Annotated in this window: 12 protein-coding genes; 6 read left to right on the top strand and 6 right to left on the bottom strand. The window is 66.4% G+C overall.

What is annotated here, in order from left to right:
* Positions 1–78: 78 nt before the first annotated feature.
* Positions 79–1,170 carry an endo-1,4-beta-xylanase gene (locus tag CSW64_RS11430; RefSeq protein WP_172448531.1) on the top strand — a complete coding sequence of 364 codons (1,092 nt, stop codon included), beginning with the start codon at positions 79–81 and terminating at the stop codon, positions 1,168–1,170.
* A 9-nt stretch (positions 1,171–1,179) separates the two neighbouring features.
* Here CSW64_RS11430 and CSW64_RS11425 read toward each other — a convergent pair whose 3' ends face one another.
* From CSW64_RS11425 to CSW64_RS11410, 4 genes are all read right to left on the bottom strand, one after another.
* On the bottom strand, positions 1,180–2,337 hold the full coding sequence (locus CSW64_RS11425) for an NAD-dependent epimerase/dehydratase family protein (protein ID WP_216361167.1): 1,158 nt from the start codon (positions 2,335–2,337) through the stop codon (positions 1,180–1,182).
* A gap of 2 nt (positions 2,338–2,339) precedes the next feature.
* Complete coding sequence (locus tag CSW64_RS11420; RefSeq protein WP_099622225.1) at positions 2,340–3,770, bottom strand: glycosyltransferase family 2 protein; 1,431 nt, start codon at positions 3,768–3,770, stop codon at positions 2,340–2,342.
* A gap of 33 nt (positions 3,771–3,803) precedes the next feature.
* Positions 3,804–4,808, bottom strand: coding sequence for a UDP-glucuronic acid decarboxylase family protein (locus tag CSW64_RS11415; RefSeq protein WP_245863901.1), 1,005 nt, complete (start codon positions 4,806–4,808; stop codon positions 3,804–3,806).
* 236 nt (positions 4,809–5,044) lie between these two features.
* Positions 5,045–5,770, bottom strand: coding sequence for a Crp/Fnr family transcriptional regulator (locus tag CSW64_RS11410; RefSeq protein WP_172448530.1), 726 nt, complete (start codon positions 5,768–5,770; stop codon positions 5,045–5,047).
* A 431-nt stretch (positions 5,771–6,201) separates the two neighbouring features.
* Here CSW64_RS11410 and CSW64_RS22020 point away from each other — a divergent pair, with 431 nt between their 5' ends.
* From CSW64_RS22020 to CSW64_RS21785, 4 genes are all read left to right on the top strand, one after another.
* Positions 6,202–7,086 carry a hypothetical protein gene (locus CSW64_RS22020; protein WP_099622222.1) on the top strand — a complete coding sequence of 295 codons (885 nt, stop codon included), beginning with the start codon at positions 6,202–6,204 and terminating at the stop codon, positions 7,084–7,086.
* A gap of 70 nt (positions 7,087–7,156) precedes the next feature.
* On the top strand, positions 7,157–7,522 hold the full coding sequence (locus tag CSW64_RS11400; protein WP_099622221.1) for a hypothetical protein: 366 nt from the start codon (positions 7,157–7,159) through the stop codon (positions 7,520–7,522).
* Positions 7,519–8,259 (top strand): C39 family peptidase, encoded by a 741-nt coding sequence (locus CSW64_RS11395; protein ID WP_150131384.1) that lies wholly within the window; start codon positions 7,519–7,521, stop codon positions 8,257–8,259. Before CSW64_RS11400 ends, CSW64_RS11395 begins: the two co-directional genes overlap by 4 nt.
* Positions 8,260–8,267: 8 nt before the next feature.
* Positions 8,268–8,852 (top strand): hypothetical protein, encoded by a 585-nt coding sequence (locus CSW64_RS21785; protein WP_150131383.1) that lies wholly within the window; start codon positions 8,268–8,270, stop codon positions 8,850–8,852.
* A gap of 19 nt (positions 8,853–8,871) precedes the next feature.
* Here CSW64_RS21785 and CSW64_RS11385 read toward each other — a convergent pair whose 3' ends face one another.
* Complete coding sequence (locus tag CSW64_RS11385; protein WP_099624215.1) at positions 8,872–10,128, bottom strand: hypothetical protein; 1,257 nt, start codon at positions 10,126–10,128, stop codon at positions 8,872–8,874.
* Positions 10,129–10,297: 169 nt separating this feature from the next.
* The gene (locus CSW64_RS11380; protein WP_099622219.1) at positions 10,298–11,080 is read right to left on the bottom strand and encodes a Crp/Fnr family transcriptional regulator; all 783 of its coding nucleotides are present in this window, start codon (positions 11,078–11,080) and stop codon (positions 10,298–10,300) included.
* A 530-nt stretch (positions 11,081–11,610) separates the two neighbouring features.
* Here CSW64_RS11380 and CSW64_RS11375 point away from each other — a divergent pair.
* Complete coding sequence (locus CSW64_RS11375; protein ID WP_172448529.1) at positions 11,611–12,432, top strand: transporter; 822 nt, start codon at positions 11,611–11,613, stop codon at positions 12,430–12,432.
* Positions 12,433–12,695 lie beyond the last annotated feature (263 nt).

Genomic DNA, 12,695 nt, shown 5'->3' with positions numbered 1-12,695 from the left:
GGTCAGCTCGCCCGTGAACCGGGTCTTAAGCGCGACTCGGCTATGCAGGGGCGTGGTCGAGGCTTCCGGGACCAGCGCATGACCTTCACCCTGCCGCGACGCGGCGTCCTCGCGGGCGTCGCCGCCGCCGCTCTTCTCAAGCCGTTCGGCGCCGGCGCCGACAGCGATGCGCAGACGACGCCGTCGCTGGCGCGCATCGCCGCGCGGGGCGGGCGCTACTACGGCGCCGCCGCCCGCTTCGACCAGATCGAGGCCGAACGGGGGCTCGGTCCCGCCCTGGCCCGGGAGTGCGCGCAGCTTACCCCCGAGATCCACATGAAGTGGGACGCCATCGAATGGCATGCCGGTCAGCACAGTTTCGAGCAGGCCGACGGGCTGGTCCGCTTCGCCCGTGAACACGGGCTGAAGGTCAGGGGCCACACCCTGCTCTGGGATCAGAGCACCCCGGCCTGGGCCAAGTCGAAGATCCTCGCGGGCGACTGGTCGCCGATCCGCCGGCACTTCGAGACCATGCTCGGACGCTATGGCGACGTCGAGGAGTGGGACGTCGTCAACGAGCCGATCGACACCGTCGGCGGGAAGGGCGGCCTGCGGCGCAACTGCTTCCATCGCGGGCTGGGCGCCGGCTACGTCGCCCGCGCGCTGCGGGAGGCCCGGTCGCTGGCGCCGACGGCGCGGCTGCTCGTCAACGACTACGGGTTCGACTACGACAATCCTGTCGAGGAAGCCCGGCGGCGACGGTTCGTGAAGCTCCTGGCCGACCTGAAGGCCGAGGGAGCGCCGCTGGACGGCGTCGGCGTCCAGGCGCACCTGGATCTGAGCAAGGGGCCGCTCAAGCCCGAGATTCTCGAACCCTTCTTCGCCAAGATCGCCGACCTCGGCCTCTACGCCGTGATCTCCGAGTTGGACGTCAAGGAGCACGATCTGGCGGCGCCGCTCGCCGAGCGCGACCGCCGCGTGGCGGACCAGGTCCAGCAGTATCTCGACATCGCCCTGGCCCAGCCAAACGTTCGGGGTGTCGTCACCTGGGGCCTCAGCGACCGCCATTCCTGGCTGTCGGAGGCCGGCGCGGACCCGATCAACCGCGGTCTGCCCTACGACGCCGGGCTGGCGCGCAAGCCCATGTACTGGGCCATGCGGGATTCCTTCCTTCGCGCCCACGACGGCTGAGCCCCCGGATCAGACCACCATGCGGCTCGCGGCCAGTTCGGCCAGGCTGCGTTCGCTGCGGTCGATGGGCCGTCCGACGGAGCGGACCCAGTCGATCAGCTCGCGCATGCCGACCTCGAAGTCGCGCCTCGGCGTGAAGCCGAACAGGCGCTCGATCTTGCCGGTGTCGGCGAAGCAGTGGCGGATGTCGCCGACCCGGAAGGTGTTGAGCACCTCGGGCGCGATGTTCTTGCCGAGCAGCCGCGCCAGCACATAGGCGATCTCGTTGATGGCGATCGAGCGGCCGCTGCCGACGTTGCACGCCTCCCACATCGGGTCCTCGGACTCGAGGACCGCGGCGAAGGCGTCGGCGACGTCCAGCACATGGACGAAGTCGCGACGCTGCTCGCCGTCCTCGAACACCAGCGGCGGCTGGTCGTTGAGCAGCCGCGAGATGAAGATCGCCGCCACCCCGGTGTAGGGATTGCTCAGCGCCTGGCGCGAGCCGTAGGCGTTGAACAGCCGCAGGGCGACGGTCGGGATCTCCAGGGCGCGCCCGACGGCGAGGAACATCTCTTCGTGGTCGCGCTTGTTGACCGCGTAGATCGAGGTCGGCTGCAGCGGCTTGTCCTCGGGGGTCGGCTTGGGCGTCAGGATCTCGCCGTCCAGCGACAGCTCCCAGCGCCTGGCCTTGAGCTGCTCGTGGGTTCGGGGCGGCGGCGAGACGTAGCGGCCGTCCGCGGTGGGGCCGTAGTGGCCCTCGCCGTAGATCGACATCGACGAGGCCACGGCGATCCGCCGCACCGAATGCGGCCGATGGGTCAGGGTCTCAAGCATGACCGCCGCCGCCAGCGCGTTGTTGCGCGTGTAGTCGACGATGTTGGTCATGCTCTGGCCGACGCCGACGGAGGCCGCGAGGTGGGCCAGGTGAGTGACCCCCTCCAGGCTGGCCTCGAACGCGTCGGCGTCCAGGACGTCGCCGTAGATCCGACGCACGCGGGGATCGAGGTAGGCTGGCCAGCCGTCGGGACCCATTTCGCCGTCGGCGTGGACCTGCGGCAGCAGGCAGTCGAGGATGGTGACCTCGAACCCGCGGTCGAGCAGGACGTCGGCGAGATGCGAGCCGATGAAGCCGGCGCCGCCGGTGATCAGCGCATGCGGCCGGGTGATGGGGCGGAAGCGGCCCATGGCTACGACCACCGCCAGGCGCGCTGGGTGTCGGCCCGGATCAGGTCGCCGTTGGCGTTGACCTTCTCGGTCCGTTCCCAGACCAGGCCCGCGTCGCGCAGGTACATCCAGAAACCGATGGCCAGCGGGATGAGCCAGACGAACCACCAGGCCAGCACGAACAGCGGATTGACCCGCAGCATGTAGGCGATGCGGTCGCCGGTCCTGGGCAGCACCAGCTTGGTCCGGTTCCAGGTGTGGACGTAGATCCCGATCATCGAGACGGTGAACAGGACCAGGTTGATCGCCGCCAGCCAGGCCACCCAGGTCGGCATGCCCGCGGTCCCCTGGGACACCTTCCACAGCGTCCAGGCGCCGAACGGGATGCCCAGGGCGTTCACCCACATCATCAGGCAGGGCACGAAGTTCATCCAGGCCTTCAGCTTCTCGGTGAAGGTGAACTCCATCGCGTCGAGCGGCGCGGTCAGGGACTGGAAGAAGCCGCAGACCCATCGCTTCCGCTGGGTGATGCCGCGTCCGAAGGTCAGGGGCACCTCCTCGATCAGCGGGTTCTTCAGGATTCCCAGGCGCTTGCCGTTCTTCCAGAAGCGCATGCCGACTTCCGGATCCTCGATGGTGATCCACGGATGGAAGCCGCCCAGGCTGATCAGGTCGGAGGCGCGGAAGAACAGCCCCTTGCCCAGCATCCAATAGGGCTGGCGGCCATCGGCGGACATGTGGGCGTACTTGCGGCCGTCCCAGGCCATATGGTCGAAGGCGTGCAGGCTGGCGGCCAGGCTGTCGTTCAGGTTACCGGCGATGTTCTCGGCCTGCAGGACGTCGAAGTGGCGCATGCCGGCTGCGCCGCGACGGAAATGGTCCGGCGGCGGGGCGCTGTCGGCGTCGATGTAGTTGACCAGGAAATCGCCCTCGATCGCCTGGGCCCGGGTATAGAAGGCGTAGATCAGTTGCCGGGTCTTCTTCGGGGGCAGATTGCGATCGCCGGCGCGCTTGCCGGCATGCCACCAGTAGGCCTTCGGGTTGCGGTTCCAAGCCTGCCAGACAATGTTCCAGGACGGGTCGCGGGTGTCCGGGGTCTCGATCATCTTCAGGAACGGGAACTCGCCCTGCAGTCGCCGCAGGCTGGCGATCATGTCGCCGTCGTCGGCGTTCGGCACGGCGACCACCTCGTACCGGTGCGCAGGGTAGTCGAGACGGGACAGGGCCAGCAGCGTGGTCCGCATGGTCTCTTCCAGCTCGCGCAAGACCGGCATGAACAGCACGATGTACGGCGCATCCGCCCCGACAGGCGGCGGCTCCTCCTCCAGGTCCGCCCGGTTGACCGGGAGGGTGTAGAGATAGAGGTCGCTGGCGTAGGACAGCGTGTAGAGCGCCTGCGTCGCCACGAAGCCCGTCATGGTGATGTCGGCAAGGTTCCAGCCCAGGATCGTCATGTCTTCCTCACAGGGACTGAGGGGTGGTTCGGCCTACATGGGCGAGGCCGCCGCCATGGCCGCGCCCGAACCGACTGGGGCGTAGAGGCGACGGCTTTCGCCCATGAAGTAGTGGATGGTGCGTTCGAGCCCTTCCCGGAGCGGCACTTCCGGCGACCAGCCCAGAAGCTCGCGCGCCCGCCGGATGTCCGGGCGGCGACGGCGGGGGTCGTCGACCGGCAGCGGTCGATAGCTGACTTCCGAGCGCGAGCCGGTCATGGCCACGATCAGCTCAGCCAGCTCGCCCACGGTGGTCTCGCACGGGTTGCCCAGATTGACCGGCCCGGGCAGGCCGCGCGGCGTGTTCATGGCCTTCAGGCAGCCGCGGACCAGGTCGTCCACGAAGCAGAACGAGCGGGTCTGAGCGCCGTCGCCATAGACCGTGATCGTTTCGCCCTCGAGCGCCTGGGTCACGAAGTTGGAGACCACGCGGCCGTCGTCCGGGCGCATGCGCGGTCCGTAGGTGTTGAAGATCCGGATGATCCGGACATCGAGGTCGGCCTGGGCGGCGAAGTCGGTCAGCAGGGTCTCGGCGAACCGCTTGCCCTCGTCGTAGCAGGAGCGCGGACCCACCGGATTGACGTTGCCGAAATAGTCCTCGCTCTGCGGATGGATCTCGGGATCGCCGTAGACCTCGGAGGTCGAGGCGTGCAGCACCGCGGCGGCGTCCTGGGCAGCCCGCTCTAGGACGTTCATCGCCCCCTGGGCGCAGGTCAGCGCCGTCCGCACCCGATCCGACTGATAGTGCACCGGCGAAGCGGGGCAGGCGAAGTTGTAGATCTGGTCGAACCGCGGGAGCGAGGCGGGCAGGGGATGGGCGATGTCGTGCTCCAGCACGTCGAAGCCCGGCCGATCGATCAGATGATGAATGTTCTCCCAGCGCCCGGTGTGGAAGTTGTCGATGCAGACGACGCGCGCGCCGCTCTCGAGAATGGCGTCGCAAAGGTGCGAGCCGATGAATCCGGCTCCGCCGGTCACGGCCACGGTCCTGGCGGCCAGGCCAGCGCGAACAGGCGCGGCGCGGGCGAGGCCGATGTCGATGTTTCCCACCATAGTCTCCCAATCACTTGCCCATGCGGGCAGCAAGGTTGTATTTCCGCCTGCCGATTTCCGGCGCGACTGTGTATTGGCGGAGCTATGCGAAGCGGGGACTGGTAATCTTTTTGATTTGTACTTGATTAGCGCCTTGTTTTTATTTTCGTTCTTCATCAAAAGATGAAGGGGGCGCTTCGGAGTCAGTTGACCCAACTCCTCGGTTCGGCGCGCGGCGACGAGCGGGCGCCCTGCTCCTCGATCGGCGTGAAGCCGGCAAGCGAGGCGAGACGTTCGGGGCGAAGCAGCACGACATGGCGGCCGTGCAGATGCATCAGCTGTTCGCGGCGCAGGGTCTGGATCGTGCGGTTGATGTGCACCAGGCTCAGTCCGAGCGCGTCGGCGAGGTTTTCCTGGGTGATCGGCAGCGTGTAGTCGCAGGGGTCCGCCTGGTCGGCCATGGCCAGGCGCTCGCCGATCTCGAGCAGGATGTGCGCCAACCGCTGGCTGGCCGTCTGCCGTCCCAACCGGACGATATGGTTCAGGAGGATGCGCTCCTCCATCTCCTCGGCGCGACCGCATGCCTTCTGCAGCGCCATGCTCGAGCGGCCGTCGCCGACCCGCTCGCAGAGCGGGGTGATGTCGGCGGTCACGACCTCGGTCATGGCGATCAGGCTGGAATGGGCCTGGGACGATCGACGCATGCCGATCAGATCGCCGGGCAGAAGGAACGAGAAGATCTGCCGGCGCCCGTCGGGCAGCTCCCGGACCTGGGCGACCCAGCCTGAAAGTACGGCCCTGCAGACGAACCGTTCGCCCTCGCGACAGATCTGCGCGTCATGATGATAGTGCTGCCGCCGTAGGCTGCAGCGATGAATCTCATCGATGTCTGATCCGGACAGTGCGTGAAGCTTGTTCAGCTTCCGCACGACGGGATCCATAGAGACCTCGATACGATCACGCGTGTGGCGTGCGAGTTGTTGTTCCACCCAAGCCTCCCATATCGAACGCGGGCATCAAGGCGCGTGTGATTCGGGGGCAACATTAAACTGGGTTACTTTTTTATAAATATTATCCACAGAATATATCATGAGTTAAGCAGAACAATTGCTGATTGTTGTGTTTCCCCAATCGAGCGACATAATTTATCGCTCAGGTTGCGTCGTTCTCATCAACAATTGCGTCAAAATGGATGTCAATTGGTCGCACCCAAGTTTTTGGCGAGCAATTAATAGATGTTTAAGAACGGTGTTCTGCCCGGTGCTTTCCTCCATCGCGGCTCAAGAGCAATGCTCCAGGGCCGCCAAGTCGCCTCGAAGCAAGGGGCACACCGCCGATAGTCGGCATGGAGGATTGCATAATGCAGATCAAGTATCTGGTCGCGGTTTCCGCGGCGGCGCTCGGTGTTTGCATCTCTTCGGGCGCTTGGGCCCAGGATGCGAACGCTGGCTCGAACGCCACCAACGGTTCGAGCGCCAATTCCACCAGCGTAGCGGTCTCGGACATCGCCAACGACAAGTCGCAGACCAACAGCAACAACTCGCTGTCGGTTGCGGATTCCGGCAACGACAATTCCCAGACCAACAGCAACAACACGCTGGGGATCAATGATGTCGCCAACGACAAGTCGGTGAACGGCAGCTACAACTCGCTGGCGGTTTCGGACTCGGGCAATGACAACTCGCAGACCGACAATTCGACCAACCTCAACGTTTCCGACTCCGGAAATGACAACTCGCAGAACGACAACTCGACCAACACCAACGTCAACGTCGCCGACTCTGGGAACGACAATTCGCAGACCGACAACTCGACGAACACCAACCTGAACGTCGCGGTGTCGGACAGTGGGAATGACAATTCCCAGACCGACAACTCGATCAACACCGACAACTCGATCCACAGCGACTCGTCCACGCATCTGACCGTTTCGGACAGCGGCAACGACAACTCGACGACCACGACCACGACCAACACCAGCATCGACTTCTCGAACATGCGGGTGACCGTCTCCTACCAGGACCTCGACGCCTCGGTGAGCGCGGTGGCCTTTGGGGCCAACGACTTCAACCGTGCCGGCGGCGCGGGTGGTCAGATGTCCACCGGCTCGATCTCCGCAGAGACCGGCGCGTACATGAACTTCGCGGGCATCCAGAACGCGAGCTTCAACACCGGCCTCGGCTCGGTGAACCAAGCGGCGACCTCGATCTCGGCGAACGCCAACGTCACGTTCGGCGGACCGTAGATCGCATCTTGAGACCGGCCGGCGACACCCGTCGCCGGCCGGACTTTCTTTTCAGATCGGGAGAAGGTCGATGCTCCTTCCCGTGCTTCTCTTCGGCGCCGTGCTGCAGCAGCCGCCGACAGCCGAGCTTCCTTCGCCTCCGCCCGCGCCCGTTCCGGTCGCCGCTGAAGCGGTCCCCTTGGACGGCGAGCAGCTGGACGCCTCCCGAGGGGGGCAGGGCGAGGTGTTCATCCTGACCGAGCAGACGCTGGGCGCCGTGAACGGCAGCCAGATGCAGGCGGGAACCATCGGCTCCGGCCAGATCTTCCTGGACGGCGGCGCCTTCAGCAACTTCGACGGCGTCGGCAATTTCGTCCTGAACACCGGCCACCAGAACAACATCCAGAGCGCGATCAATCTCAGCATCGTGCTCGGCGCGCCGCTGTCGCAGCCATGACCCGGCGCCGCGGCCTCGCCCTGCCGGGCCTGGCGGCGACCCTCGCAGCCGCCGGCGCGCTGATCGCCGCGCCGACGGCCGACGCCCAGGCCCTGCTTCGCGGGGAGGGCGGCGCGGCCTATGTCGTGGGGGTGACCAGCTGGGTCGACATGCCGTTCCGGACGATCGTCCGGCAGCAGTACGACTACAGCTGCGGCTCGGCCGCTCTGGCGACCCTTCTCCACTACCACTACGGCCGCGCGACCACCGAGCAGGACGTCTTCACCGCGATGTACGCCGTCGGCGACCGGGAGAAGATCCAGCGGGTCGGCTTCTCGCTGCTCGACATGAAGCGATACCTGACCTCGATCGGGCTGCAGTCCGACGGCTATCGGCTGAACCTGCAAGGGTTGGCCCGGATGGACACGCCGGCGATCGTCCTGATCCAGGTCGGCAGCTACAAGCACTTCGTCGTCCTGAAGGGCGTGCGCGACGGCTGGGTGCTGCTGGGCGACCCCGCCTTGGGCCTGCATCAGATTCCCGAGGCCGAGTTCATGAGCATGTGGAACGGCATCGCCTTCGCCATCCATGACCGGGAGCAGCCCGCCCGCTTCAACATCGCCGCCGAATGGGAGGCGAAGACGACGGCGCCGCTGGGCGCCGGATACGAGGTGGTGTCGATCGACGCCCTGACCCGCGAGCTGGCCCCGCTCTATCAGATCACCCCGCTCATCGTTTCGAGCGTGCCCCAACCGTGAGGCCCAAGATGTTCCGGTCCGCCTCCATCGCCGCTCTTGTCTGGGTCGCTAGCGCCGCGACGGCGCCGGCCGATGCCGTTGTTCCGCAGGATGCGTCGCCCGCCTGGGCCGGCGAGGCGCTGTCGGACCTGGAGCTGGACGAGCACCGCGGCGGCTTCATCCTGATCGACGGCACGGCGCTGGATTTCAGCGCCGTCGTCGACAGCTACGTCAACGGCCAGCTTGTGCTTCAGAGCCAGGTGACCTGGACCCAGCAGGGGGCGGTGACCAGTCATTCGGGGCCAGCGGCGGCGGACGTCTCGCCGGAGATCCTCGCCGCGCTCGCCCAGGCGGGCATCAAGCTGGGACCCGGCGCGCTCGGCGACGGCGGCTTCTATGTGACGCCCGACGGCCAGGCGGCCTTCGTGCATCGCTTCTCCGAAGGCCAGGTTGCAAACCTGTTGGTCAACGTGGGCGATGGTCGGGACTTCCGCCAGGATATCAGCATCACGCTCGGCCTGCCCGGCTTCGAGGCGACCCAGGCCGCGATGAACCAGATCCTGATGGCGCGTTCGCTCGCCGACGAAGTCCAGGCGGCGGCGCTTGCGCGCTGAGCCCCCGGACGAACGGCTCCTAGAAGCGATAGGGCAGCCGGAACACGACCCTGACGTCGGGCGCATCGGCCGTCGCGCCGAACTCGAAGCTGTTGGTCAGGGTCAGACGATCGTTGAGCCGATACGACCAGCCGAAGGTGAATGAGCCGACCTGCAGGCTTTCCGATTTCTGCTTGGTGTCGCCGACCTCGGACTTGGTCGGGAAGATGTAGTTGTGCTTGTAGCCGAGCGAGAACGAGAACCTGGGATTCACGGCGAAGCCGAAGCCGAGGTTGGCCCCGATGGAGTCGCCTGGATCCACCTCGCCGATCCGGACATCGCCGATCACCTGGTCGATGTCCTTGGGCGCGTGATAGAGGTAGCTCAGCCCGCCGAAGATCACGATCGGATCGGTCGGGAAGAGGAAGCTGACGCTCGGTTCGACCGCCCAGAAGCCGGAGCCGGTGGCCAGCTTCTTGGCGATCCCGAATTCATCGCGATCGATCTCGAACGGGCTTGTGCCGCTGTCGCTCTTGACCCGCAGGCCCGCGATCCAGATCGGCTGGCCGGGCTTGGCGCGGTTGATCTGGTAGCGGGCGGCGAACTCGACGTCGCCCACGCCCTTGCCGTCCAGGTCGATCGTGCGGGTGATGGTCTCGTCGCGTTGGGCCAGGGTGGTCACCCGGTCCGAGCGCACCACCCAGGGGATGGTGCTCTGCAGTTCCAGCCGGTCCGTCAGGCCGTAGCGCGCGGAGATCGAGGCGCCGACGGCGTTGCGGTCCGCGTCGCTGGCCTCGATGACGCCGATCTGGATGCCGGTGACGATCTCGATGCCGCGGAACACGAGCCGGTTCGTCGAGGCGTGCGTGTAGTCGAGGCTGGGCTCGAAGATCAGCTGCCCCTTCGGCGTCAGTACGCCCGAGCGTTCCGGAATGGCGGCGACCTCGACCGGCCGCGAGGGCGGGGGCGGGGCGCCGACCGGTTGCGGCGGCGTCGCGGGGGAGGGCGGCGGCGTCACCTGAGCGTATTCCCGGGGAGCGGTCGACATCGCTTGATCCGGCGCCAGCAGGGCGCCGCGGCCCGCCATGTCGGCCAGCTGCGGCTCGCGCAGCCGGGCGAGCTCGGCGTTCTGCGCGGCGAGCTGATCGGATTGGATGCGGAGCTGTGTCTGCTGATCGGCGATCTGGCGCGCCTGGGCCTCCGCCAGAGCTTCGAGCCGCTGCAGCCTGGCCTCGACCGCGGGGTCCGCGGCCAGCGCCGGCGTCGCCGTCAGCGCGGTGCAGACGAGAAGCGTCATCCTGAGAGCCGACCGCGACGTGACCATCGTTCTTCTCCTGGGGCGGATGGACGATGGCGAGGCCGGCGAGGCTCGTCCTAAACCTATGTTATTTCTGGCCGGGGGCGCGACAGCTTGCCCAAGGGGGCCCTCGCCGGTCGCGATCCAGGGGGTGTGCACCACGCGCATGCTAGGCGGCTCCAGCTCTGGAAACGGTGATCAGCCCGCTCCACCAGCCCGGCTCGGGGGCATGGTAGTCGCAGGCGGCGGCCATGGCCTCGGCGTCCAGAAGCGTCGCCTCGCCGGAGCGGAGGTGCAGGACGTTCTCGCGCCGCAGGGCCTGCAGGGTCCGATTGACGTGGACGGTGCTGAGGCCGGCGGTGTCTCCCAGGGTTTCCTGGGTGAGCGGCATGTGAAAGCGGCCGCCGTTGCTGAGGCCGGCCAGCATCAGGCGGGCGCGCAGCTCCAGCAGAAGATGGCAGATGCGCTCGTAGGCCTTCATCCGGCCGAGCCGGAGGATCTGATCCAGCAGATAGGCCTCGTGCAGGCGGCTGGAGACCAGAAGCGCGTCCTGGAGGCAACGCCAGCGCGCCTCGCCGGACATGGCCGCCGCGCGAACCGACTCCGCATCGACCACCTCCACCGGCGTCAGGCTCATGGCCGGCCCTGGCGAGAAGCCGGGCGTCGGCGGGCCGATGTAGAGGGGGTCGCCCGGCAGCAGCAGGCCAAGCACCTGGCGACGCCCGTCCGGCAGCAGTCCGACGCGCGCCGCCCAGCCCGAGGTGATGAAGGACAGCCTATGCGGTTCGCCGGGCTCGCCGAGGATGTCGGCGCCCCCTGGGAACAACCGCCGGCCGTTCAGCTGTCCCAACAGGTTCTCGGCCTCCTCGGTGAGGGGGGCGAGAGCGGACAGCCGCCGCTTGACGGTCTCTATGGGCGGCCTTGATGACGGCGCCAGCCACGACCTCATCATCACTCGAATTCCAATGGTGTTTACAGCCCGTTCCAGCGCCTCGAACGTGTCATCGCGTAACGCGGTTCAATGATGCGCCTGCGGCAAAGTAGAACTCGCGCGGATGGCGAGCCGTAGTTCTTGTTCCGGTGGAAGAATTTTGAATAATACAAATGTTGAATTGAGCGCGATGCGTGATCTCAATTGACTTTCAGTCGCAGAGCCATCTCAACGTCGCGCGCCTGAAATGTCCTTATGCAGCGCGTGTTTCTGAGTCTCGCGCCACCTGGCATGGCCGTATCGGCTCAAAATGAGTATGTTGGATTTTACTTGAATGTAGACAGAAATTGTCTGCCTATACCGCCGCTTGACTGCGACAATCCGGCGCAAGGTCTCGAGGCTGGGCCTCGATCCCTCGACAGGCCTGCTGGCGCGGCTGCGGGCCGCTGCGATGGAAGGTCTCGCTGCCGAAGCCGCGCCGAGGACGATACGCTTCCGTCAGCCCGAGTCGCGAGCGGACGCGCGTCGCGGAGGGCGGCGGAGGGATGGGCATGCGAGGAGCGGGATGGGTCGCGATCAGCGCCGCGCTGGCGGGCGTTCTGGCGGCGACCTCTGCATTCGGCGAGGAGCTCAAGCCGCTTTGCCCCGACCGTCCGGGGCTGGGGACCTCGCCCTGCACGCTCGACGCCGGGCGTTTCCAGCTCGAGCTTGGCCTCTTCGACCATGTCGCCGAACTGGGCGGCGGCGGAAGCGCCCGAACATGGGCCAACCTGACGCCGGCGTTGAAATACGGCCTGACCGATCGGGTCGAGTTGCAGGCCAGCCTGCAGCCCTATGTCGTGGTCAGGGTGCGTGACAGCACTGTAGGCGAGACGCGAACGGCGCGCGGCCTTGGCGACCTCTATCTCTGGGCCAAGATCAATCTCGACCGCCCAGAAGCCGAGGGCGGGATCAGCTGGGCCGTCCAGCCTTACGTCAAGCTGCCGACCGCAGATGACGCCATCGGCAATGGAGCGGTCGAGGGCGGCGTGGTCGTGCCGGTCTCCATCCCGCTGAGCGAGGTCTGGTCGCTCGGCCTGACGACCCAGCTTGCCGCCGTCGAGGACGCGCAGGGGGATGGCCGCCATCTCGCCGCGACCGCCGTGGTCGGGTTGGGGCGCGGCTTCGACAACGGGCTATCGGCGACGGTCGAGTTGTCGACCACGCAGGACTTCGACCCGACTGAGACCGGACGTCAGTATTTCCTCGGCCTGTCCGGAGGGTGGCAGCCGAAGTCTTCGCCCGACATGCAGTGGGACCTGGGGATCAACTTCGGCCTGAACAGCGAGGCGCCGGACGCCGAGATCTACGGCGGAGTGACGCGGCGGTTCTAGCTGAACCCCGCTGAAGAGGGGCGTTTCTTCTCTGCCTTGACCGTCGATCGTGGTGCGTTTCAACTTTCTACTGCCCCCTTATGGAACGTTTTCCGCTCAAACGCGCTCAATTGGCGTTCCCCCGTGATCTCATTCCGTAGTGGAGCGGGAAAGTCGGGGTTTGGAGGCTGGGCTGGGGAGACTACGACATCGACGGTTCGCGTTGATCTAGCGAGCATTGTGACGGTTGCCGTCACGGGCGAATTCTATTGCTCATTGGGCAT

The sequence above is a fragment of the Caulobacter mirabilis genome, assembly GCF_002749615.1.
Taxonomy (GTDB): domain Bacteria; phylum Pseudomonadota; class Alphaproteobacteria; order Caulobacterales; family Caulobacteraceae; genus Caulobacter; species Caulobacter mirabilis.
This window is presented reverse-complemented; position numbering and strand designations above follow the sequence as displayed.

Bases quoted from the DNA above. Each gene is read 5' to 3' on its own strand.
- CSW64_RS11430 (WP_172448531.1), top strand. From the start codon at position 79: ATGACCTTCACCCTGCCGCGACGCGGCGTCCTCGCGGGCGTCGCCGCC.
- CSW64_RS11425 (WP_216361167.1), bottom strand. From the start codon at position 2,337: ATGGGCCGCTTCCGCCCCATCACCCGGCCGCATGCGCTGATCACCGGC.
- CSW64_RS11420 (WP_099622225.1), bottom strand. From the start codon at position 3,770: ATGACGATCCTGGGCTGGAACCTTGCCGACATCACCATGACGGGCTTC.
- CSW64_RS22020 (WP_099622222.1), top strand. From the start codon at position 6,202: ATGCAGATCAAGTATCTGGTCGCGGTTTCCGCGGCGGCGCTCGGTGTT.
- CSW64_RS11400 (WP_099622221.1), top strand. From the start codon at position 7,157: ATGCTCCTTCCCGTGCTTCTCTTCGGCGCCGTGCTGCAGCAGCCGCCG.
- CSW64_RS11395 (WP_150131384.1), top strand. From the start codon at position 7,519: ATGACCCGGCGCCGCGGCCTCGCCCTGCCGGGCCTGGCGGCGACCCTC.
- CSW64_RS21785 (WP_150131383.1), top strand. From the start codon at position 8,268: ATGTTCCGGTCCGCCTCCATCGCCGCTCTTGTCTGGGTCGCTAGCGCC.
- CSW64_RS11385 (WP_099624215.1), bottom strand. From the start codon at position 10,128: ATGACGCTTCTCGTCTGCACCGCGCTGACGGCGACGCCGGCGCTGGCC.
- CSW64_RS11380 (WP_099622219.1), bottom strand. From the start codon at position 11,080: ATGATGAGGTCGTGGCTGGCGCCGTCATCAAGGCCGCCCATAGAGACC.
- CSW64_RS11375 (WP_172448529.1), top strand. From the start codon at position 11,611: ATGCGAGGAGCGGGATGGGTCGCGATCAGCGCCGCGCTGGCGGGCGTT.